The sequence below is a fragment of the Streptomyces lydicus genome (assembly GCF_000717345.1).
GTDB classification, from domain to species: Bacteria; Actinomycetota; Actinomycetes; order Streptomycetales; family Streptomycetaceae; genus Streptomyces; species Streptomyces lydicus.
Map to the genome: position 1 here is coordinate 238,254 of NZ_JNZA01000008.1, position 22,084 is coordinate 260,337.

The 22,084-nt window shown below is 72.4% G+C and carries 17 protein-coding genes; 12 read left to right on the top strand and 5 right to left on the bottom strand.

The window, feature by feature from the left end:
- Window positions 1–116: 116 nt before the first annotated feature.
- The 6 genes from OO62_RS09465 (at window position 117) to OO62_RS09490 (ending at window position 7,268) form a co-directional block, all read left to right on the top strand.
- On the top strand, window positions 117–2,225 hold the full coding sequence (locus OO62_RS09465) for a putative bifunctional diguanylate cyclase/phosphodiesterase (protein ID WP_033266823.1): 2,109 nt from the start codon (window positions 117–119) through the stop codon (window positions 2,223–2,225).
- A gap of 396 nt (window positions 2,226–2,621) precedes the next feature.
- Window positions 2,622–2,918: an Asp-tRNA(Asn)/Glu-tRNA(Gln) amidotransferase subunit GatC gene (gatC, locus tag OO62_RS09470; RefSeq protein WP_033266824.1), complete on the top strand. Its 297-nt coding sequence runs from the start codon at window positions 2,622–2,624 to the stop codon at window positions 2,916–2,918.
- Between the two features lie 5 nt (window positions 2,919–2,923).
- On the top strand, window positions 2,924–4,417 hold the full coding sequence (gatA, locus tag OO62_RS09475; RefSeq protein ID WP_033266825.1) for an Asp-tRNA(Asn)/Glu-tRNA(Gln) amidotransferase subunit GatA: 1,494 nt from the start codon (window positions 2,924–2,926) through the stop codon (window positions 4,415–4,417).
- Between the two features lie 5 nt (window positions 4,418–4,422).
- Entirely contained in the window at window positions 4,423–4,656 is a 234-nt protein-coding gene (locus OO62_RS09480) for a hypothetical protein (RefSeq protein ID WP_033266953.1), read from the top strand.
- Between the two features lie 16 nt (window positions 4,657–4,672).
- Window positions 4,673–6,181, top strand: a complete 1,509-nt coding sequence (gene gatB, locus OO62_RS09485; protein WP_033266826.1) for an Asp-tRNA(Asn)/Glu-tRNA(Gln) amidotransferase subunit GatB — start codon at window positions 4,673–4,675, stop codon at window positions 6,179–6,181.
- A gap of 184 nt (window positions 6,182–6,365) precedes the next feature.
- The gene (locus OO62_RS09490) at window positions 6,366–7,268 is read left to right on the top strand and encodes an LLM class F420-dependent oxidoreductase (RefSeq protein WP_033266827.1); all 903 of its coding nucleotides are present in this window, start codon (window positions 6,366–6,368) and stop codon (window positions 7,266–7,268) included.
- Here the strand turns inward: OO62_RS09490 and OO62_RS09495 are convergent.
- Both OO62_RS09495 and OO62_RS09500 read right to left on the bottom strand, forming a co-directional pair.
- Window positions 7,229–8,113, bottom strand: a complete 885-nt coding sequence (locus OO62_RS09495) for a COG4705 family protein (RefSeq protein WP_063738990.1) — start codon at window positions 8,111–8,113, stop codon at window positions 7,229–7,231. The genes OO62_RS09490 and OO62_RS09495 overlap by 40 nt on opposite strands.
- Before the next feature lie 230 nt (window positions 8,114–8,343).
- The gene (locus OO62_RS09500) at window positions 8,344–10,101 is read right to left on the bottom strand and encodes a chitinase (protein WP_033266828.1); all 1,758 of its coding nucleotides are present in this window, start codon (window positions 10,099–10,101) and stop codon (window positions 8,344–8,346) included.
- Between the two features lie 578 nt (window positions 10,102–10,679).
- Here OO62_RS09500 and OO62_RS09505 point away from each other — a divergent pair.
- Together OO62_RS09505 and OO62_RS09510 are read left to right on the top strand one after the other, a co-directional pair.
- Window positions 10,680–11,294: a hypothetical protein gene (locus OO62_RS09505; RefSeq protein ID WP_129322871.1), complete on the top strand. Its 615-nt coding sequence runs from the start codon at window positions 10,680–10,682 to the stop codon at window positions 11,292–11,294.
- A 221-nt stretch (window positions 11,295–11,515) separates the two neighbouring features.
- Window positions 11,516–13,777: an MMPL family transporter gene (locus OO62_RS09510; RefSeq protein ID WP_033266830.1), complete on the top strand. Its 2,262-nt coding sequence runs from the start codon at window positions 11,516–11,518 to the stop codon at window positions 13,775–13,777.
- Between the two features lie 22 nt (window positions 13,778–13,799).
- On the opposite strand, the gene OO62_RS09515 is transcribed toward OO62_RS09510, so the two are convergent.
- Window positions 13,800–14,237, bottom strand: a complete 438-nt coding sequence (locus tag OO62_RS09515) for a VOC family protein (RefSeq protein ID WP_033266831.1) — start codon at window positions 14,235–14,237, stop codon at window positions 13,800–13,802.
- A 186-nt stretch (window positions 14,238–14,423) separates the two neighbouring features.
- Here OO62_RS09515 and OO62_RS09520 point away from each other — a divergent pair, with 186 nt between their 5' ends.
- The 3 genes from OO62_RS09520 (at window position 14,424) to OO62_RS09530 (ending at window position 18,569) form a co-directional block, all read left to right on the top strand.
- On the top strand, window positions 14,424–15,071 hold the full coding sequence (locus OO62_RS09520; RefSeq protein WP_033266832.1) for a hypothetical protein: 648 nt from the start codon (window positions 14,424–14,426) through the stop codon (window positions 15,069–15,071).
- A gap of 147 nt (window positions 15,072–15,218) precedes the next feature.
- Window positions 15,219–15,416 carry a hypothetical protein gene (locus OO62_RS09525; RefSeq protein WP_033266833.1) on the top strand — a complete coding sequence of 66 codons (198 nt, stop codon included), beginning with the start codon at window positions 15,219–15,221 and terminating at the stop codon, window positions 15,414–15,416.
- A 69-nt stretch (window positions 15,417–15,485) separates the two neighbouring features.
- Entirely contained in the window at window positions 15,486–18,569 is a 3,084-nt protein-coding gene (locus OO62_RS09530) for a helix-turn-helix transcriptional regulator (RefSeq protein WP_033266834.1), read from the top strand.
- A gap of 22 nt (window positions 18,570–18,591) precedes the next feature.
- Here OO62_RS09530 and OO62_RS09535 read toward each other — a convergent pair whose 3' ends face one another.
- Both OO62_RS09535 and OO62_RS09540 read right to left on the bottom strand, forming a co-directional pair.
- Window positions 18,592–19,779, bottom strand: coding sequence for a PQQ-dependent sugar dehydrogenase (locus OO62_RS09535; protein WP_033266835.1), 1,188 nt, complete (start codon window positions 19,777–19,779; stop codon window positions 18,592–18,594).
- 63 nt (window positions 19,780–19,842) lie between these two features.
- Window positions 19,843–20,871, bottom strand: a complete 1,029-nt coding sequence (locus OO62_RS09540; protein WP_077193527.1) for an aldo/keto reductase — start codon at window positions 20,869–20,871, stop codon at window positions 19,843–19,845.
- Between the two features lie 88 nt (window positions 20,872–20,959).
- Here OO62_RS09540 and OO62_RS09545 point away from each other — a divergent pair, with 88 nt between their 5' ends.
- On the top strand, window positions 20,960–21,922 hold the full coding sequence (locus tag OO62_RS09545; protein ID WP_033266837.1) for a 2-hydroxyacid dehydrogenase: 963 nt from the start codon (window positions 20,960–20,962) through the stop codon (window positions 21,920–21,922).
- Window positions 21,923–22,084 lie beyond the last annotated feature (162 nt).

Here is a 22,084-nt window from a genome sequence, read left to right on the forward strand (position 1 = left end):
CCGGGTCGCATTCGGGCAACCGTCGCCGATCGCTGCCCGTGGCGGCCTTCCGCGGCCTAACCTTGAGGGGTGCGCCTGCCGTGGCGCGGGCACAGCCGGCTGTGAGAGGGATCGGAATGAAACCGACCGACAGCGCCGCTCCGGCGTCGCGGCTCCGGCGGCTCGTCGTGCCCGCGCTGCCCGCGACCATCGTCACCGTGGCGAGCCTCGCGCTCGCCACGGGCGTGATCCGGACCCTCGGCGAAGGTGACGCGCTGTTCCCCGGGGGGTCCGTGGGATGGTCGCTGGCGATCCTCACCGGCGTCATCGTCGGCCACCTGGTCGCGTTGGGCCGCGACCGCTGGTGGGGCGGCACGGGCTCGGGGGCCGCGCTCGCCCTCGCCGTCCTGCTGCTCCACGGCTGGGTGCCGGCCACCCTCGTCAGCCTCTCGGTCGTCGTCCTCGTCGGGGCCGCCCGCCGGCACCGCTGGCGACAGGCCGTGGTGCACGGCGCGGTGGACGTCCTCGGCATCGGCGCCGCGGCGCTGGGCCTGGCCGCGTTCGGCGTGGTCTCCAGCGTTCGCCACCCGTGGACGCCCAGGGCATGGGACCTGACCGTCCTGCCCGAAGTCCTGGTCACCGCCGCCGGCTACCTCATCGTCAGCCGCGGCCTGTTGTGGATCAGCCTCACCCCGCGCAGCGGCACACTGCCCGCCATTCCCCGAACGGCCGTCGTACGCCAGGCACTCGTCGGCATCGCGCTGCTCGGCATCTCCCCGCTGATCGCCGTCTGCGCCGTCCACGCCCCGCTGCTGCTGCCGCTGTTCGCGGTCCCGCTGATCGCGCTGGACTCCACCCTGTGGATAGCCCGGGCCCGCGCGGAGGAGCAGCTGCGCGATCCGCTCACCGGGCTGCCCAACCGCCAGTGGCTGCTGGAACGCACCTGGACCGCGCTGGACGAGGCCGAACGCGTCGGCGTCCGCTCGGCGCTGGTCCTCATCGACCTGGACCGCTTCCGTTCGGTCAACGACACCCTCGGCCACCTCGCCGGCGACCGGCTGCTGCTCCAGATCGCCGACCGCCTGCGGCACGCCCTCCCGCGCGGCGCCGAGGCGGCCCGGCTCGGCGGCGACGAGTTCGCCGTCCTGCTGCCCACCGCCGACTCCCTCACCAGCGCCCAGCGGGTGGCCCGCAACCTCGTCGCGGCCCTCGGCTCCCCCCTGGACCTCGACGGACTGACCCTCGTGCTGGAAGCCAGCGCGGGGGTCGCTGTCTTCCCCGACCACGCCCTGGACGCCGAAGGGCTGCTGCGCCGCGCCGATGTGGCGATGTACCAGGCCAAGCGGGACCGCAGCGGCGTCGAGCTCTACGAGGCCAAGCGGGACGGCAACACCCCCGACCGGCTCGGCCTGTTGGGTGATCTGCGGCGGGCCCTGGACGCCGGCGACGTCGAGCTGCACTACCAGCCCAAAGTGGGCTTCGACGGACATGTCGCCGGCCTGGAGGCACTGGTCCGCTGGGTGCACCCGGACCGCGGACGGGTACCACCGGACGAGTTCATCGCCATCGCCGAGTCCTCCGGCCTGATGCCCCGGCTCACCGAGTACGTCCTGGAGACGGCGCTCGCCCAGGTGGCGCGCTGGCGGGGGATGGGCCTTGAGGTGCCGGTCGCCGTCAACGTCTCCCCGCGCGATGTGCACTCCCCGGGCTTCGCCGGCGCCGTCGCCGCCCGGCTCGCCCGACATCGCGTCCCACCGGGCGCGCTCCAACTGGAGATAACCGAGCACGTCCTCCTGGAGGACCCGCAGCGGGCCGCCGACACCCTCGCCGCGCTCACCGCCCACGGCGTGAAGATGTCGCTCGACGACTTCGGGACCGGCTACTCCTCCCTGGTCCACCTGCGGCGCCTCCCGGTCAGCGAATTGAAGATCGACCGTTCCTTCGTGGCCCGGCTCGCCGTCGACACGGAGGACGCCGAGATCGTCCGCTGCACCCTGGACCTCGCCCACTCCCTCGGCCTCCTGGTCGTCGCCGAAGGCGTCGAGGACGACGAGACCTGGGAGCGGCTGCGCGACCTCGGCTGTGACGCCGTACAGGGCTGGCTGGTGGCGGCCGCGATGCCACCGGACGAGACCACGGCCTGGCTGAGGGCCCGCGGCGAGCGCGGTTGGCACCGCGAGTCGGAGACGGCCGCCCTGGCGGCGGAGAAGGCAGCTGAGCGCCCTTCGGGACAGGTCCTGAACTGACCCGGCCACCGGCCGTCCCGTGTCCCCGCTCCGACGAACACCCCGAATCCGACGTCGACGCCCCTACGGAGGACCCGACACCCCACCCGGCGCCGCAGCTCCCGCCCGGCCGGAGAGATGCGCCCACCGAGCCTGCCCGCGACGATCCCGAAGCCGACGATCCCGAGGCCGACGATCCCGGGGCCGGCGAAACGTAGGCCGACCCGCCGGCGGGGAGCACCGGCCCGGCCCGTCATCCGGCGACCGCCGGCCGGCCCCGGGCGCCGGCGGCCTGCGGCGGGCCCGGGTGCCCCCGCGGGAAAGCCCTGCGCGATTCCGCTGCGGTACGCAATAGGATTGGGGCCGCATATACAGCTACAGCCAAGAACACTCCGAGAACCAGCAGAGGATCGCTGCATGCCTGGCATCACGCGCGAGGAGGTCGCCCACCTCGCCCGGCTGGCACGTCTGGAGCTGAAGGCCGAAGAGCTCGATCACTTCGCCACGCAGCTCGACGACATCATCGGCGCGGTCGCCCGCGTCTCCGAGGTCGCCGACCAAGACGTACCGCCGACCTCCCACCCGCTGCCCCTGACCAACGTCATGCGGCCGGACGAGGTCCGTCCGTCGCTGACCCCCGAGCAGGCGCTGTCCGGCGCCCCGGCCCAGGAGCAGCAGCGTTTCAAGGTGCCGCAGATCCTGGGGGAGGAGTGACCGACATGGCAGACCTGATCAAGCTCACCGCTGCCGAGATCGCGTCGAAGATCGCCTCCGGCGAGCTCACCGCAGTCGAGGTGACCGAGGCCCACCTGGCCCGCATCGAGGCCGTCGACGAGAAGGTGAACGCCTTCCTGCACGTCGACCGTGAGGGCGCGCTCGCCCAGGCCCGTGCCGTGGACGAGAAGCGGGCGCGCGGCGAGAAGCTCGGCCCGCTGGCCGGCGTCCCGCTCGCGCTCAAGGACATCTTCACGACGGAGGGGATCCCCACCACCGTCGGCTCCAAGATCCTTGAGGGCTGGCTCCCGCCGTACGACGCCACGCTCACCAAGAAGCTCAAGGCCGCCGACGTGGTGATCCTCGGCAAGACCAACATGGACGAGTTCGCCATGGGGTCCTCGACGGAGAACAGCGCCTACGGCCCGACCGGCAACCCCTGGGACCTGACCAAGATCCCCGGCGGCTCCGGCGGCGGCTCCTCCGCCGCGCTCGCCTCCTTCCAGGCCCCGCTCGCCATCGGCACGGACACCGGCGGCTCCATCCGCCAGCCCGCCGCCGTCACCGGCACCGTCGGCGTCAAGCCCACCTACGGCGGCGTCTCCCGCTACGGCATGGTCGCCTTCTCGTCCTCCCTGGACCAGGGCGGACCCTGCGCCCGTACGGTCCTGGACGCGGCGCTGCTGCACGAGGTGATCGCCGGCCACGACCCGCTGGACTCCACCTCCATCGACGCGCCCGTCCCGGCGGTCGTCGAGGCGGCCCGCAACGGCAGCGTCGAGGGCATGCGGGTCGGCGTCGTCAAGCAGTTCCGCGGCGAGGGCTACCAGGCCGGTGTCCTGCAGCGCTTCGACGAGTCCGTCGAGCTGCTCAAGGAGCTGGGCGCCGAGATCGTCGAGCTGGACTGCCCGTCCTTCGACCTGGCGCTCGCGGCGTACTACCTGATCGCGCCGTCCGAGTGCTCCTCCAACCTGGCCCGCTTCGACGCCATGCGCTACGGCCTGCGGGTCGGCGACGACGGCACGAAGTCCGCCGAGGACGTCACCGCCCTGACCCGCGAGGCCGGCTTCGGCCCCGAGGTCAAGCGCCGCATCATGCTCGGCACGTACGCGCTGTCGTCGGGCTACTACGACGCGTACTACGGCTCCGCCCAGAAGGTGCGGACGCTGATCACCCGCGACTTCGAGAAGGCATTCGAGCGGGTCGACGTGATCGTTTCGCCGACCACGCCGACCACCGCCTTCCCGATCGGTGAGCGGGCCGACGACCCGATGGCGATGTACCTCGCCGACCTGTGCACGATCCCCACCAACCTGGCAGGCAACGCGGCCATGTCGCTGCCCTGCGGCCTGGCCCCCGAGGACGGGCTGCCGGTGGGCCTGCAGATCATCGCCCCTGCCATGGCCGACGACCGGCTCTACAAGGTCGGTGCCGCGGTCGAGGCCGCGTTCACCGGCAAGTGGGGCCACCCGCTGCTCGAGGAGGCACCTGCACTGTGACCGCCATGACCAAGAAGGCCAAGAACTTCAAGAAGTCCAAGTCCGGCCTGTACCTGTCCATCGGCAGCACCGCGTTCGGCGCCATCAGCGTCGCCAAGCAGGCCAAGCTGGCCCGCAAGGAGAACGACACGCTCCGCCTGATCGACGCCGCCGTTTCGGCCGCGGCGATCGTCACCGGCCTGGCGATCCTCTACCGCGAACTGAAGCGCCTGGGCGACGACGACGTCCTGCTGGGCTGAGAGGGATTGTTTCACCGTGACTGTCACTGACCTGGTGTCGTACGAGGACGCCCTCGCGACGTACGACCCCGTCATGGGCCTGGAGGTCCATGTCGAGCTCGGCACCAAGACCAAGATGTTCTGCGGGTGTTCCACGGCTCTCGGCGCGGACGCCAACTCGCAGACCTGCCCCACCTGCCTGGGCATGCCCGGCTCGCTGCCGGTCGTCAACGCGATCGGCGTCGAGTCCGCGATCAAGATCGGCCTGGCGCTGAACTGCTCCATCGCCGAATGGTGCCGCTTCGCCCGGAAGAACTACTTCTATCCGGACATGCCGAAGAACTTCCAGACCTCCCAGTACGACGAGCCGATCGCCTTCGACGGCTACCTCGACGTACAGCTGGAGGACGGGGAGATCTTCCGGGTGCACATCGAGCGCGCCCACATGGAGGAGGACACCGGCAAGTCGACGCACGTCGGCGGCGCCACCGGCCGCATCCACGGCGCCCGGCACTCCCTGCTGGACTACAACCGCGCCGGCATCCCGCTCATCGAGATCGTCACCAAGCCGATCGAGGGCGCCGGCGAGCGCGCCCCCGAGGTCGCCAAGGCGTACGTCGCCGAGCTGCGCGAGCTCATCAAGGCGCTCGGCGTCTCCGAGGCCCGGATGGAGCAGGGCCAGATGCGCTGCGACGTCAACCTCTCGCTGCGTCCCCACGGCACCGAGAAGTTCGGTACGCGCTCGGAGACGAAGAACGTCAACTCGCTGCGCTCCGTCGAGCGGGCCGCCCGGTTCGAGATCCAGCGGCACGCCGCCGTGCTCTCCTCCGGCGGCACGATCGTCCAGGAGACCCGTCACTTCCACGAGGAGGACGGCTCCACGACGCCCGGCCGGATCAAGGAGGAGGCGGAGGACTACCGCTACTTCCCCGAGCCCGACCTGGTCCCGGTGGCGCCCTCCCGCGAGTGGGTCGAGGAGCTGCGGGCCGGTCTGCCCGAGCTTCCCCGGGTGCGCCGCAACCGGCTCCGCGAGGAGTGGGGCATCAGCGAGCACGACATGCAGTCGATCCTCAACGCGGGCGCGGTCGACCTGATCGTGGCCACCGTCGAGGCCGGTGCGGACGCCGCCGCGGCCCGTAAGTGGTGGATGGGCGAGCTGGCCCGTCGTGCCAACGAGGACGGCGTCGAGCTGGCGGCCCTGCCGATCACCCCGAAGGACGTCGCGCGGGTCGCGCAGCTGGTCGCCGAGGGCTCCCTCAACGACAAGCTGGCCCGCCAGACCATCGAGGGCGTGCTGGCCGGCGAGGGCGACCCGGACACCGTCGTCGAGAAGCGCGGCCTCAAGGTCGTCTCCGACGAGGGCGCGCTGGGCACGGCCGTGGACGAGGCGATCGCCGCCAACGCCGGCATCGCCGACAAGATCCGTGGCGGCAAGGTGGCTGCGGCCGGCGCGCTGGTCGGCGCGGTCATGAAGGCCACCCGTGGCCAGGCGGACGCGGCGCGCGTCCGTGAGCTGATCCTGGAGAAGCTGGGCGTCGAGGGCTGACACCCGGTTCCCGCCGAAGCGGCCGTCCTTCCCACGGAAGGGCGGCCGCTTCGGCGTACCGGGGCCCGCCCCCGTCTCACCCGATCGGCCCGGTGCGGAATGCCAGGACGGCCCGCCGTGCTCTGATCGATGACGGGCCCCTTCGCGCGCGCGGGCGGGCCGCCCCTCAGCCAGTGGAGGAACGGTGCAGCAGCAGGCTCTTGCGTCGCGGATCGGCCGGATCGGCGTCTGGCACGGCGGGCTCGGCCGGATCCCGGCCGCCACCGCCCGCCGGGCGGCCGCCGAGATCGAGCAACTCGGTTACGGCGCACTGTGGTTCGGCGAAGGGCCCGGCACCAAGGAGGCGTTCAGCCACGCGGCGCTGCTGCTCGCCGCCACCGAGCGGATCACCGTCGCCACCGGCATCGCCAACATCTGGGGCCGGGACGCCGCCGCCGCGAACGGCGCCACGCACACCCTCGCGGAGGCGTACGACGGCCGTTTCCTGCTCGGCCTGGGTGCCAGCCACGCGCCGATCGTCAGCCTGCGCGGCCACACGTACGCCAAGCCGCTCGCCGCGATGCGGGACTACCTCGACGGGATGGACGCGGCCCCGTACGAGGGCCCGGTGGCCGAACCACCGCCGGCCCGGGTGCTGGCGGCACTGGGCCCGAAGATGCTGGAGCTGGCCCGGGACCGGGCGGCCGGCGCCCACCCGTACCTCGTGCCCACGGACCACACGGCCCGCGCCCGCGAGATCCTCGGGGACGGCCCGCTGCTCGCCCCCGAACAGGCCGTCGTGCTGGAGACCGACCCGGCGAAGGCCCGCGCCGCCGCCCGCGCCCACACGCGGTTCTACCTGGAGCTGCCCAACTACGTCGGCAATCTGCGCCGGTTCGGCTTCGACGACGACGACTTCACCGGCGGCGGCAGCGACCGGCTGGTCGACGCGCTCGTGGCCTGGGGCGACGTGGACGCCGTCCGGCGCCGCGTACAGGAACACCTCGACGCGGGCGCCGACCACGTGGCCCTCCAGCCGCTCGCCGCGGACGGCGACCTGGGCCTCGATCAACTCCGTGCGCTGGCACCGGCGTTGACCGGGTCCTGAGTCCTGGGGGCGGTACCCGCCGGCTGCCCGGACGGGGTGTCCTTGTGACTGATCGCCAGGTAGCCCACGAGCAGCACGATCGGCACGACGAGCGCCAGCGTGACCGGACCCGTCCCCCAGCCGAGGCCGCCGCGGGCGGTGGAGACGCCCATCCAGTCGGCGAAGGAGGCACCGAGCGGACGGGTCAGCACGTACGCCCACCAGAAGGCGGCGACGGCGTTGAGCCCGAGGAAGCGTCCGGACAGTGCGGGCACCGCGATGAGGGCCGTGAACAGGAGGCCGGAGGCCAGATAGCCCCAGTGCAGGGTGCCCGCGGTGAGGTCGCCGACCGCGGTGCCGAGGGCGAAGGTGGCGAGCACCGTCGCCCAGTAGAACGTCTCGCGGCGGCGGGTGCGGATGCTGTGGATGGACAGCGTTCCCTCGGACGCGTACCAGACGGTCAGCAGCGCGGCCAGTCCGAGCGAGAAGGCGATGACCGAGACCGGGTAGGGGATGCCGGCCACGACGTGCACGACATCGGCGGCCATGGTGCCGAAGACACTGACCATGACGATGGCGGACCAGTAGACCCAGGGCCGGTAACGGGTGGTCCGGAACTGGAGGACCAGCAGGGCCACCAGGCCGGCCAGCCCGAGGCTGCCGGCCGGGATCGGCCCGAGCGTCCGGCCGAGGTAGTCCGAGGCCGTCTCGCCCATGCCTGTGGTGAGTACCTTCACCCCCCAGAACAGGGCCGTGACCTGAGGTACCTTGCTCCAGCCCGGTCCGTTTCCGACCTGAGGCACGGGGGTGCGGGACCGCTCCCCGTGCACGGGCCGTGCCAGCGCCTCGCTGCTCGACTGCGCCATCGTCCTGTCCGCCCTCCCGGCGCGGTGCGCCGTGTCGGCAACCCTCTGCATGTCGGGCGCCGGTCAGCCGACCACGCGTGATAGCTGGTCACCGCCCGGACCCATCGTCTACAAGACTGTAGACGATGGGTCCGGGTGTGCCGCGGGCACCCGCACCCGTACGCCCGGGACGAGGGCGGGGCAGGGGCGGGTAAGCACGTGCGGGGCGGGTGCCGCGGCTACGAAAAGGGCTACGGCAGCCCGTGGACGTGCGGGCCGACCGCGTTCGACCAGGCATTGCCGTTCGCCGCGTCCCAGTTGGTGGACCAGGTCATGGCGCCCCGCAGGCCGGGGTACGTCTTCGCGGGCTTGAAGGAGCCGCAACCAGTGCCCTTGGTGAGGCAGTCCAGGGCCGCGTTGACGACGCCCGGCGCGACATAGCCGCTGCCCGCGCCACGCGTGGAGGCGGGCAGCCCGAGGCCCACCTGCGAGGGGTCGAGGCCGCCCTCCAGTTGGATGCAGGCCAGCGCGGTGAGGAAGTCGACCGACCCCTGGGAGTACACCTTGCCGTCGCACCCCAGCATGGAACCGCTGTTGTAGTACTGCATGTTGACGACGGTGAGGATGTCCTTGACGTTCAGCGCGGTCCGGAAGTAGCCGCCCGACGTCGACTGCATGTCGATGGTCTGCGGCGCCATCGTGAGGACGAGTTTCCCGCCCGCCTTCTGGGAGAGGGAGCGCAGCGCCTGCGTCATATAGGTGGGGTTGAGCCCGTTTTCCAGGTCGATGTCGACGCCGTTGAAGCCGTACTGCTGCATGAGGGCGTAGACGCTGTCGGCGAAGTTGGCGGCCGAGGCGGAGTCGTTGACGGAAACGGTGCCCTTCTCGCCGCCGACGGAGAGGACGACCGACTTGCCGGCCGCCTGCTTGGCCTTGATGTCGGCCTTGAACTGGTCGACGGTGTAGCCGCCGAGACCGGCCGAGTCGAGGTTGAAGGTGACGGCACCGGGCGTGGTCGTGGCGTCGGCGAAGGCGACCGCGATGATGTCGTACTGGCCCGGCACGTCACTGATCTTCTGGACGGTGGCGCCGTTGTTGAAGTTCTGCCAGTAGCCGGTGACCGCGTGCTTGGGGACGACGGGGTCGGTGCCGCCGCCGGACGGCGCGGTGGTCGCGGACACCTCCGCCGACCGTGCGGATTCCCCGGCCGCGTTGCCGGCGGTCACCTGGAAGCGGTAGGCGGTGGCGGGGGACAGCCCCGTGACGGTGGCCGAGGTGCCGCTCACCGTGCGGTCCTTGGCTCCGTCGCGGTAGACGGTGTAACCGGTGGCGCCGGCGACCGGGTTCCAGGACAGCGCGACCGACGACGACGTCACGGCGCCGGCGGCCAGACCACCGGGGGACGCCGGCACTCCGGGACCGGGGTCGGTGCCGCCCCCACCATCGGGCCCGAAGACGGTGAAGTCGTCGGCCAGATAGGCGGGTTGCCCGTACCACCCATGGGTGTAAACGGTGACGGAGGTGGTGGCGGGGCCGGTGGTGAACGTGGTCGCGAGCTGCTGCCAGTCGGTGGCGGACGGAGTCCATGTCGAGACGTCCGTGGTCCCGGTACCCGACGCGCCCAGATAGACGTACGAGCCCTGCACGTACGCGCTGAGCCGGTACGTCGCACCGGGCTTGACGGCGACGACCTGCGAGCAGGTGGCGTTGTCCGACGCGCTGGGCGTGGCCTTCAGCGCGGCGACGCCCCCGTGCACGGGCGAGCCCACGGTGCTGCCACTGCCCGCCGAACAGGTCCAGTTGCTCAGCCCGGCCTCATACCCGGCGTTCTTGGCCACATTGACGTCGGCCGCTGCCGCGCCTGTGGCTGCAGAGGCCGGAGGGACCGGAGAGGCCGAAGCCGGAGTGAGGGTGGCGGTCGTGGTGACCGCGGCGGTGGCGAGTACGGCCAGCAGCCCGCCGAACAGGCGTCTGTGGCGCGACGGTCGGGTGAGCGCGGTACGAGGCATACCTGTCTCCAGTGCCGAAGAGGGGGAGCCCGAAACCCGGGCAGAACTGCACGAGACGGTGGCCACCGCAACGAGGGCCGGCCCGAACACCGCTCCGGACACCGATCCGACACCGGTCCGACCCTGGCCACAGAATGGTTCAGACCAATGGGCCGGTCAAGGGGCGCGACAAGACCGAGTTCGGGTACGGAGCCGACCCGTCCCCGCCGCGCCCCGGCCAGGGTGCGACCGCTCAACTGCCTTGCATGCCAGGCCGGTTCCGTTGTCGGTGCGGTATGCCAAAGTAGGCCGACAACTGGCATGGAAGAGACCGAGGTCGGTAAGTGAATACGCCGCAGCAGGCGAACAACGGATTCGGTGGTGTGCCGTCGGGTGTGCCGCAGGACGGGCAGCCGGGGGGTTATCCGCCGCAGGGGCCGGGTGGGCAGGTGCCGCCAGGGCCGTACGGTCCGCAGGGTCCCTATGGAGCGCCGCCGCAGGGGCCGTACGGGGTGCCGCAGCAGGTTCCGTACGGGTACGGCGGGCCGGGGATGGTGCCGCAGCCGCCGCCGGCGCCCAAGAGCAATACGGGGAAGGTCTTGGGGATTGTCGGGGCGGTGGTGGGGGTCCTGGTCCTGGGTGGTGTGGCGTCGGCCGTGGTTCTCGGGGGCGGCGGCAGCGGGGGCGGGAGCAAGCAGTCCGCCGGGCCGAAGTACAAGATCACGGTGCCGCAGTCGCTGGTCGGCGGGAAGTACTCGCTGGCCAAGGACATCTCCAGCATGGCGGACGGCCAGGTGCCCCATGACGGAGTGAACGCGCACGGGATGCGTTCGGCGGGCGGTCAGTACACCGGCGGGACCAAGTCATTGGTGATGATGGGGATCTACGGCACCATCGATGACCCCGAGGAGGGCGTCAACCGCATGATCCATGGGTTGTCGAGCTCTCCGGACGTCGACGTCGTCGTGAGCGACAAGAAGTTCACGCCGAGCGGTGGCGGGGACCCGCTCTCGTGCGGGGTGGAGGTGAAGAGCACGGCAGGGCAGAAGATCACGCTGCCGTTCTGTGTGTGGGGGACCTTCAGCACGACGGTCAGTGTCGCGGAGACGGATGCTGCCGATCTGGGGAAGGACCCGCGGTCGATCGACCTCCAGGCGTTCGCCGATGACGCGAGCAGGATCCGGGCCGAGGTGCAGGTGCCGGCGGGTGGCTGACCATGGGTGATCCGGGCGCGAGGCTCCTTTTCCGGGTTGTGTGTGGTGAAGGCCACAAAGGGGGCAAAGGATCTTTTCGGGGTGTCACCCTGCTCTGATGAGGGCCCGGGGCCGCCTGCCTGATCGGTAGGTGGCGAGGGCCTCTGTACCCGTTCGTCCGCGCTCGGCACCACCCGTACCCGGGAGTTATCGACGCACAACCCGGGAAGCAGTCGAGGACCGTGACGGCTCTGGCTCGGTGGTGTCTCAGGCGCCGCATCGTGGTGATCGTTCTCTGGCTTGCCGCCTTCGCGGGCGTCGCGGTGGCCGCCGGGGTGAGCGGCGCCGCGTACTCGAATGACTACGAGGTGCCGGGGACCGAGTCCGGGCAGGCCGGCGCGCTGCTGGCGAAGGCTTTCCCCGGGCAGTCCGGGGACAGCGACACGATCGTGTGGCACACGGATCGCGGGACGGTGCGGGCCGGCGCGGTCGAGAAGACCATGCGGCGGACGCTGGGGGAGGTCGCTCGGCTGCCGGGCGTCGCCGAGGTGCACGGGCCCTACGGCAGGCATGCCAAGACGGACGTCGGCGGGGCGCAGGGTGCGCGGCAGATCAGCAGGGACGGGCGTACCGCTTATGCCGCGGTCGTGTTCGACCGGCCCACCGAGGAACTGGGCGTGGCGCAGGTCCGCAAGGTCGTCGAGACCGCGCGGGCAGCCAACGGGGACGGGCTGCAGGTCGAGCTGGGCGGCGCCGGGATCGCGCTGGCCGAGGCGCCGCGGGCGCAGCTGCCGGAGATGATCGGGCTGGGCGCGGCGGCCGTGGTGCTGTTCCTCGCCTTCGGGTCGCTCGCCGCGACGTTTCTGCCGATCGTCACCGCGGTGGCCGCGGTCGGGACGGCCTCGGCCGGGATCGCGCTGCTCAGTCATGCGATGACCGTCGCCGACTTCGCACCGATGCTCGGCAGTCTGATCGGACTCGGGGTCGGCATCGACTACGCGTTGTTCATCGTGACCCGGCACCGGAAGGGGCTCCGGGCGGGGCTGCCCGTCCAGGAGGCCGCCGAGCGCGCGGTGTCGGTCTCCGGGCGGGCCGTCGTCTTCGCCGGGGCGACGGTGTGCATCGCGCTGCTGGGGATGCTGGTCCTGCGGCTGAGCTTCCTCAACGGCGTCGCGCTGGCCGCCTCGCTCACGGTCGTGCTGACCGTCGCCGCGTCCGTGACCCTGCTGCCGGCGTTGCTCGGCGTGATCGGGATGCGGGCGCTCGGGCGGCGGGAGCGGCGGCGGCTGGCGGAGCAGGGACCGGGGCCGGAGCGTCACGCGGGGATCGCCGCCCGTTGGTCCGGATTCGTGGAGCGGCACCCGAAGCTGCTGGGGGTGGCCGCGGGCGCCGTCATGCTGACCCTCGCGCTGCCCACCTTCGGCCTGCATCTGGGGACCTCGGACCAGGGCAACAACCCGGCCACGTCGACGACCCGCAAGGCGTACGACCTGCTGGCGGGGGAGCGGACCGGCGACGGTCACGGAAGTGGCTTCGGGCCCGGGTTCAACGGGCCGCTGACCCTCGTCGGCACCCTCGACGGCCCCGGCGACCGGATCGCCTTCGACAAGCTGCCGCAGCGGCTGCGGCACACCCCCGGCGTCGCCCAGGTCGGCGGCCCGGAGTTCGACGGGAGCCGCAGCACCGGCGTGATCACCGTCGTACCGGACAGCTCCCCGCAGTCGCGACAGACCTCTGACCTGGTGGAACGACTGCGTAGCGAGGTCTTGCCGAAGGCTGCGGACGGGACCACGCTGCAGGTGCGGGTCGGCGGGGTCACCGCGAGCTATGACGACTTCGCGTCGGTGATCGTCGGCAAGCTGCCGCTGTTCATCGGTGTCGTCGTGGCGCTCGGGTCGATCCTGCTGCTGCTCGCCTTCCGCAGCATCGGCATCCCCCTCAAGGCGGCGCTGATGAACGTCGCGGCGGTCGCCTCGGCCTTCGGCGTCGTGGTCGCGGTCTTCCAGTGGGGGTGGGGCAGCGAGCTGCTCGGGCTGGGCAGTGCCGGGCCGATCGAGCCGTTCCTGCCGGTCATCATGGTGTCGGTGCTCTTCGGCCTGTCCATGGACTACCAGGTGTTCCTGGTCTCGCGGATGTACGAGGAGTGGCAGCTGACCCGCGACAACTGCCGGGCGGTACGGGTCGGCCTGGCCGAGACCAGCCGGGTGATCAACTCGGCGGCGGTCATCATGATCGCGGTGTTCGCGGCCTTCGTGCTGAGCGGTGACCGGACGATCGCGATGTTCGGGATCGGGCTGGCCTCCGCGGTCGCGCTGGACGCCTTCGTACTCCGTACGCTGCTGGTCCCGGCGCTGATGCACATGCTGGGCGGCGCCAACTGGTGGCTGCCGTCCTGGCTGGACCGGTGGCTGCCCCGGATCAGCATCGAACCGCCGCCGGAGCCGCAGGACGCGCCGGTCCCGCCCGGCCCCCGGGAGGGGGACAGGCCCCTGGTGGGGGCCTAGCCATTACCGTTGCGCGCGCCGGTCACCTGACGGGTGCGTCGAGGGCGAGCAAGTTGCCCTCGCTGTCACGGAACCAGGCGCCGCGCGCACCCCGCGCGCCCGTGCTCGGGTAGTTCCCCACGACCTCGACGATCCCGTCCTGCGTCCGCCCGCCGCCCAGCAGCCCCGGCAGCTCGACGTCCTCGAACACCACGCCGCGCCGCTTGAGCGCCGAGACGGCCGCCTCGATGTCGTCGACCTCCCACGCCATCTGCGTACAGGTGCCGGACGCGGCGCCCGCCGACCGGAACACGACGAACTCCGTCCCTCCGGTCCGGTACAGCAGCCCGCCGGGCCGTTCGTCGACGGGTTCCAGGCCGAGCCGCTCGGCGTAGAAGCGCCGCGCCCGGTCCAGGTCCTGGGCCGGCAGCCTGGTCACCGCGCGCGCCCGGGGCAGAATGTCGCTGTTGTCTGCATTCATGTCCCTACTGTGCCGTCAGTGACTGCCGGCAGGGCGGAGGCGGCGGCCGTCCGCCCGGTGCCGACCGTGCGGCGCACCCCCTCGACACGCCGTCCGACGCCCCGCGCCGCGGACATTTCCCCAGGTCAGTGCCGGTCTTCCGGTCTTCTCATCTCGCTCTCAGACGCGGCACCTACGGTCGCGCCCATGGGAACGACCAGGACGACCGAGAAGCGAACCGACGACGAGACCGTGCCCGCGCAGGCGGGTGGTGCGGCCACGGAGACCGCAGCGCTCCCGGAGACCACGGAGGCGGAGGCGGCGGCCAAGGCGAGCGCCAAGGCCGACGAGCGGACCGACGAGAACGCGATCCTCGCCGAACAGGACGAGTCCAGTGACGCCGAGGCGGAGGACGACACCGCCGACCTCGGTGACACGGAGGCGGACCACGCCTCCGCGCGGCCCGCTACCGGGGTCGCCGCCGGGGCCGGCGCCGTCGTCGCGGCGGGGCTCGGGCTGGCGTCCGTCACCGGCACCTGGCTCGGCACGCTGATGGCCGAGCGGCAGACGCTGATGGGGCAGATCAAGCTCCAGACGCACCAGGCCACCGACCAGATCTCCGCCATGTACGGCACCCCCTGGCACACCACCGCCCTGGTCAACGGCGTCTTCGCGCTGCTGGCCGGGATCGTCGCCGCGGTGGTGCTGAGCCGGCCGCGCGCCGGCTGGGTGCGGGCCGTCGCATGGGGCGGGCTGGCGCTCGCCGTGCTGGGGATCCTGATCTCCGCCGGCATGTACCTCGACCTGTTCGGGAGCATGCCCAGCATTCCTAAGGGTGCCGCGCCCGGTGCCTAAGGACCGCGGCGGCTCCTGAGGTCCCCGCGGGCCGGTTTCTAAGCACCGCCCGCGGGCAAAGATCGGGAACTCTCCCGATGTGGCCGACCCCCCTTGGAGACGAGGCTTGATCCCGTCAACGAGCCACGTCGTCCGAGGAGAGTCACCGTGTTCCACTACGAGCTGGAAATGCGCGTCCGTTACGAAGAGCTGCGCCGCGAGGCCCAGCGGCAGCACCTGGTGCGCGAGGCCCGCGCGGCCGGCCACGCCGGGCGTGCGGCCGGCCGTTCCGGGGAGAACGATGCCGAGGGGCGGGTGAGTTCCGGGCGGGGCGGGCGGTGGCGGGTACGCCGTGCCGCCGCCTGACCCGCCGCGGACGCCAGGGACCGGGGCCCCGCGGTGAATCCCACTGCCGGATTGTCAGACGCCTGTGCGATGCTCAGCAGCGTGGAGACCAGGTCCGTCAGTCCCGTGTTCGTCGGCCGCGCAGCCGAACTCGCCGCGCTGGGCGAGGCGCTCGCCCGCATCGCGGCGACCGGTGAGCCCCAGGCCCTGCTCATCGGGGGCGAGGCCGGGGTGGGCAAGACCCGCCTCATCGAGGAGTTCGCCGAGGCGGCCCGCGCCCGGGGCGCGCTGGTCGCCCTGGGCGGTTGCATCGAGATCGGCTCGGAGGGCCTGCCCTTCGCGCCGTTCTCGGCGATCCTGCACACCCTCAACTGGCACCTGCGCGACGAGCTCGCCGCGGCCGTCGCCGGCCAGGAGGGCGAACTCTCCCGCATCCTGCCCGAATTGGGCGAGACACCCGGCGACGCGCACGACGAGGAGATCGGCCGCGCCCGCCTCTTCGAGCTGACCGCCCGCCTGCTGGAGCGCCTCGCCACCGACCGTACGCTCGTCATCGTCGTCGAGGACCTCCACTGGGCCGACCGCTCGACCCGCGAACTCCTCGCCTACCTCCTGCGGGCCCTGCACGACGCCCGCGTCCTGCTCGTGGCGACGTACCGCTCCGACGACATCCACCGCCGGCACCCGCTGCGGCCCTTCCTCGCCGAGATCGACCGGATGCGGACCGTACGCCGCATCGAACTGGCCCGCTTCAACCGGGACGAGGTCCGCTCCCAGATAGCGGGGATCAACGGCAGCGCTCCCGAAGAGGACACCGTCGACCGGGTCTTCAAGCGCTCCGAGGGCAACGCCTTCTTCGTCGAGGAGCTGGCCCGCAGCCTCGCCGAGGGCTGTCTGCACGGCCTGAGCGACCCGCTGCGCGACCTGCTGCTGGTGCGCGTCGAGGCACTGCCCGAGGACGCCCAGCGAGTGGTGCGCACGGCCTCCGAAGGCGGCTCGACCGTCGAACACGAACTCCTCTCCGCCGTCTGCGGGATGCCCGAGGACGACCTCATCGCGGCGTTGCGGGCCGCCGTCGGCAGCAACACCCTCGTGCCCACCCAGGACGGCACGGGCTACCGCTTCCGGCACGCCCTCGTGCGCGAGGCGGTCGTCGACGACCTGCTGCCCGGCGAACGCACCCGCCTCAACCGGCGCTACGCCCAGGCCCTGGAGGCCGATCCGTCGCTGGTACGCAGCGACGTCTGCGCCGCCCGGCTGGCCAGCTACTGGTACAAGGCCCACGACGCCGCCAAGGCGCTGCCCGCCGTGCTCGCCGCCTCCGTGCAGGCCCGCCGCCGCCATGCCTACGCCGAGCAACTGCGGCTGCTCGACCGCGCCCTGGAGCTGTGGGACGACGCCCCGCCGGAGGTCCGCCAGGGGGTGCGCCCGGTCGACTACACCGAGGCGTACCCGGCCTGCGGCTGCGACGACGACGCGCTGCGCTTCCTCGACCTGCTCGCCGAGATCGCGGTGGCCGCCCGGCTGTCCGGCGACAGCGAGCGGGCCTTCACGATCGCCAAGCGGGCCCTGCGGTCCCTGCGCGAGGAGAACGACCCGTTGCGCACCGCCTGGTTCCTGGTGCAGCGCTCCCGGCTGTGCCAGGGCACCGGCCGCGGCAACGGCTGGGAGGACCTGGGCCGGGCGCAGGAGCTGGTGCGCGGCCTGCCGCCGTCCTCGGTGCACGCCGAGGTGATGGCCGCCGTCGCCGGCTGGTCGGCGCTGCACGACCCGGGCCCGGGCGCCTACACCACCGCCGAACGCGCCGTGGAGCTCGCCCAGTTGGTGGGCGACGAGGAGGCCGAGCTCAACTCCCGGGTGACCCTCGCCGGGCTGCGGATCGACTCCGGCGAGGTCGACGAGGGCCTCACCGACCTCCGTACGGCCCTCGGCCGCGCCGTCGACTGCGGCTACTTCGCCGTCATCGGACGCGGCCACGTCAACCTCCCGTCCGCGCTGGAGGGCGTCGGCCGCTCGCGCGAGGCCGTCGAGGTCACCGAGCAGGGCGTCCGACTCACCACCCACTACGGCCTGAAGGACACCACCAGCTGGGTGCTGGGCAACCGCGCCGAATCGCTCCACTCGCTGGGCCGTTGGGAGGAGGCGGGCCGGGCCGCCACCGACGCCCGCCGCCTCGCCCAGAACCGCCGCGGCATGGCGCTGGCCGCCAACCACCTCGCCGCCCTCGCCCTGGACCGCGGCGACCTCGCCGAGGCCGAGCGCGAACTGGTCGTCGCCCGCGAGTACTACGGCACCCACGATCCGCAGCCGCAGCACGCCCTCCCCATGGCGCGGCACGCCCTGCGCATCGCCGCCCGCCAGGGCCGGCTCCTCGATGCCCGCGCCATCCTCGGACAGGCCCTGGAAGGCGGTTTCCCGCCCGGCATCCAGCGCTACGCCTGGCCGCTGCTGTGGTGGGCGGCCGCCGCCGAGTCGGACGCCCGCGGCCTGCCGGCCGCCGAAGCGGGCCGGCCCGCCGTCCTCGCCCGCATCCGGGACGCCGCCAAGAAGCTGCCCCGCGTCGCCCCGGTGTGGGAGGCGTACGGCCTCGCGGTCGACGCCGAACTCCGCCGCGCCGAGGGCCGCGAGGCCCCCGACGCCTGGGCCGCGGTGGTCGCCGCCTTCGAGCCCCTGGAGCGCCCGCACGAACTCGCCCGGTCCTGCTACCGCTGGGCCGAGTCCCTGCTGCACAGCGGCGAGCCGGCCACCGCCGGACTGGACGGCCGCACCCCGCGCGAGGCCGCCGTCCTGCTGCTCGCCCAGGCCCGCACCGCCGCCGATGCGATGGGCGCCCGGCCGCTCGCCGAGGAACTCGCCCAGCTCGCCCAGCGCGCCCGGATCCCGCTGCCGGGCCTGATACCGCCGCAGCCGGCGGCACCCGACGCCGGCGCCGCGGACGCCGGGGACGCCCCCTCCGCCGCGGCGCTCGGGCTCACCCCGCGCGAGCGGGACGTGCTCCGCCTGGTCGCCGAGGGGCGCAGCAACCGCCAGATAGCCGACGCCCTGTTCATCTCGCCGAAGACCGCCAGCGTGCACGTCTCCAACATCCTCGCCAAGCTGGGGGTCTCCGGCCGTGGCGAGGCGGGCGCGGTGGCCCACCGCCTGCGCCTGTTCGGCGAACCGGCCCCGAGCTAGGCCGGCCCCGCCGCGCCGAAGGTCAGGTCACCTTCAGGCGCAGGATCCGGTCGTCGCCCTTGTGCGGCGTGCCCCGGCCGTCCGTGTCGCTGGTGACCAGCCACAGGCCGCCGTCATCGGTCGCGACGACCGTCCGCAGCCGCCCGTAGGTGCCCTTCAGGAACGCCTCGGGCGCCGCGACCGGCTCGGTGCCGTTCAGCGCGATCCGCCACAGCCGTTCGCCGCGCAGCGAGGCCATCCAGATCGACCCCTTGGCGTAGGCGATGCCGCTGGGGGAGGCGTCCTTGGTCTTCCACACCTCGACCGGGTCGGTGAAGCCGGCGCCCGTCTGCCCGCCCTTGGCCTTGCCCTCGACCTCCGGCCAGCCGTAGTTCCGGCCCGGCTCGATCAGATTGAGCTCGTCCCAGGTGTCCTGCCCGAACTCCGAGGCCCACAGCCGGTGGTCGCTGTCCCAGGCCAGGCCCTGCACATTGCGGTGCCCGTAGTCGTAGACCACCGAGTCCGCCGCGGGGTTGCCGTGCGCGGGCTCGCCGTCCGGCGTCATCCGCAGGATCTTGCCGCCCAGCGACGCCTTGTCCTGCGCCAGCCCCTTGTCGCCGGTCTCGCCGGTACCGGCGTAGAGCATCTTGTCCGGGCCGAACGCGAGCCGTCCGCCGTTGTGGATCTGGCCCTTGGGGATGCCCCGCAGGATCGTGTCCGGCGCGCCGAGCTGGTCGCCCGCGGGGCGCTTCTCGTCGTAGATCATGCGGGCGATGCGGTTGTCGGACGCGGTGGTGAAGTACGCGTACACCTGGTGGTCCGTGCCGAACGTCGAGGACACCGCGATGCCCAGCAGCCCGCCCTCGCCGCCGGGGTCCACGCCCGGCACCGAACCCAGCTCGGTGGTCTTGCCGCCGTCCGCCGCGACCCGGACGATCTTCCCGGTGTCACGGGAGCCGACCAGCAGGTCGCCGCCCGGCAGCACCGCCACGCCCCACGGGGACTTCAGCCCGGTGGTGAGCGTGGCGGTCACCTTCACCGAGCCCTTGGCGGGCGGCGCGGTGGCGGACGGCGTGGCGCTCGGTGCGCCGGCCCCGGCGGAGGCACCGGGGCTCTTCGCCGGGGCGGGGGTACTCCCGCCCCCCTGGGGCAGCCCACCGCCCGACGAGCAGCCCGCTGCCAGGAGCAGCGAAGCGGCGGCCAACAGGGTGGTGAGGGAACGGCGTTGCACGGCGGGGATCCTCTCGTCGTCCGGGCTGGCACCACCCCACCACATCGCGGGCCCGCGCGGGGGCTACCAGGACTGCCGCGCCGGCGGCAGCGCCGCGATCTCCGCCAGGTCCTCCCGGGTCAGCCGCAGCTCCGCGGCCTTCGCGTTCTGCGCGGCCCAGCGCTCCTTCTTCGTCCCCGGTACGGGGACCACGTGCCGGCCCTGGGCGAGCACCCACGCCAGGGCCACCTGCCCCGGTGTCGCGCCGTACCGGGCGCCGACCCGCCGCAGCCCGGCCACCACCGGCTGGTTGGCGGCCATCATCTCCGCGGTGAAGCGCGGATGGCGGGCCCGTATGTCCTCCGGTTCGAAGCCCTGCCCCGGGGTGAGGGTGCCGGTCAGATAGCCGTTGCCCAGCGGCATCGCCGCCAGGAAGCCGACACCCCGCGACTCGCACCACGGCAGCAGCTCCTCCAGCGCCTCCGGCGACCACACCGACAGCTCGGCCTGCACACTGCTGACCGGGAACACCTGCTGAATGCGCTCCAGTTGGGCGAGCGTGAGGTCGTGCATCCGCGAGCGCGCCCGCAGCCCCGACCCCCGCACCGTACGGGTCGCGCGGGCCTGCCGTACCGCCCGCGCGCCCACCGCGCACAGCCCCAGCGACCGCACCTTCCCGGCCGCCACCAGCTCCGCCATCGCCCCCCAGGTCTCCTCGATGGGCACCTCGGGATCGGCGCGGTGCAGCTGATAGAGGTCGATCCGGTCGGTCTGCAGCCGGCGCAGCGAGGCATCGCAGGCACGCTTGACGTAGCCGGGCCGCCCGTTGGCGACGATGTGCTGCTCACCGACCAGCAGCCCGCACTTGGTCGAGACGAACGCCTCCGCGCGCCGCTCCCTGAGGACCCGTCCCACCAGCAGCTCGTTGGTGAACGGCCCGTACATGTCGGCGGTGTCCAGCAGGCTGCAGCCCCGGTCCAGTGCGGTGTGCACGGCCCGCAGCGAGCTCTCCCCGCTGCGCTGCGACTCGGTGTACCCCCAGCTCATCGGCATGCAGCCGAGCCCTATGGAGCCCACTTCGAGGGCCGCCGCACCGATTGTCCTGCGCTCCACCTGGTTGTGCCTCCGTCCCCTCGCCCCCGGTCAAGGGCCAGACCAAACTAACGTCTGAGCAGAACATCTCTTCGCATAGCCTCGAGCCATGGCAACCGCAGACCAGCGCACCGATGCGAACGACGTATGGCTCCCGATTCCCCCCGGTGAGATCGAGGGCCTCCCCGAGGGTCTCCACTACGTGCACTGGGACGCCGGCCCCGACTACCCGGCCGACCCGGCCCGGTGCGTCTTCTACGCCGTCCCCTACATGAAGGGCGCCGAAGTCAGCCTGCGCCCGCTGTCCCGGATGAGCCGGGTGCGGGTGGTGCAGACCCTCACCGCGGGTATCGAGCACATGCTGCCCGGCCTCGCCCAGCTGCCGTCCGGTGCCCAACTGTGCAACGCCCGCGGGCTGCACGACGCCAGCACCGCCGAGCTCGCGCTCACTTTGATCCTGGCGGCGCTGCGCGACGTCCCCGGGTTCGTACGGAGCCAGGACGCGGGGGAGTGGCGGCCGGGCTTCCGGCCCGCCCTCGCCGACAAGTCGGTCCTCATTGTGGGCTATGGTTCGATCGGCAGTGCCATCGAGGACCGGCTCACGCCTTTCGAGTGTGCGCGGGTGGTGCGCGTCGCTCGCACCGCGCGTGACACTGTGCGCGGTCCTGTGCACCCATTCTCCGACCTGTCCGCCCTCCTGCCCGCGGCGGACGTCGTGGTGCTGGCCACGCCGCTCACCGAAGAGACCCGTGGCCTGGTCGGAAGCGGTTTTCTGGCGCGGATGAAGGACGGCGCCCTGCTGGTGAACATCGCCCGCGGCGGGATCGTCGACACCAAGGCGCTGCTCGCCGAACTGGAGTCGGGGCGGCTGCGCGCGGCGCTCGACGTCACGGATCCGGAACCCCTGCCCGCCGGACATCCGCTGTGGCACGCTCCCGGCGTGCTCATCACTCCACACGTCGGTGGCCCCAGTTCTGCCTTCCTGCCCCGTGCGAAGCGGCTGCTGCGGGACCAGTTGACGCTTTTCGCGGCCCGCGAGCCCCTCCGGAACGTGATCGCCACCGCCGACTGAAACGGGTTGCGCGTAGCACTACGAGGCCGTACGACTGCGGGGGGTATTCAAAAACTCGCCCCCGTCACGCTCCGTAGAAGTGCTATGTCGCTGAGTGACGGAACTGGTGTATCGTCCGAGCGGGGACAGCGCCGGACGAAAGCGGCGCAGTGTGAAAGATCC

Excerpts from the sequence above, each read along its gene's own strand:
- OO62_RS09465 (WP_033266823.1), top strand. The coding sequence starts at position 117 with ATGAAACCGACCGACAGCGCCGCTCCGGCGTCGCGGCTCCGGCGGCTC.
- gatC (WP_033266824.1), top strand. The coding sequence starts at position 2,622 with ATGCCTGGCATCACGCGCGAGGAGGTCGCCCACCTCGCCCGGCTGGCA.
- gatA (WP_033266825.1), top strand. The coding sequence starts at position 2,924 with ATGGCAGACCTGATCAAGCTCACCGCTGCCGAGATCGCGTCGAAGATC.
- OO62_RS09480 (WP_033266953.1), top strand. The coding sequence starts at position 4,423 with ATGACCAAGAAGGCCAAGAACTTCAAGAAGTCCAAGTCCGGCCTGTAC.
- OO62_RS09495 (WP_063738990.1), bottom strand. The coding sequence starts at position 8,113 with ATGGCGCAGTCGAGCAGCGAGGCGCTGGCACGGCCCGTGCACGGGGAG.
- OO62_RS09500 (WP_033266828.1), bottom strand. The coding sequence starts at position 10,101 with ATGCCTCGTACCGCGCTCACCCGACCGTCGCGCCACAGACGCCTGTTC.
- OO62_RS09515 (WP_033266831.1), bottom strand. The coding sequence starts at position 14,237 with ATGAATGCAGACAACAGCGACATTCTGCCCCGGGCGCGCGCGGTGACC.
- OO62_RS09520 (WP_033266832.1), top strand. The coding sequence starts at position 14,424 with ATGGGAACGACCAGGACGACCGAGAAGCGAACCGACGACGAGACCGTG.
- OO62_RS09530 (WP_033266834.1), top strand. The coding sequence starts at position 15,486 with ATGCTCAGCAGCGTGGAGACCAGGTCCGTCAGTCCCGTGTTCGTCGGC.
- OO62_RS09545 (WP_033266837.1), top strand. The coding sequence starts at position 20,960 with ATGGCAACCGCAGACCAGCGCACCGATGCGAACGACGTATGGCTCCCG.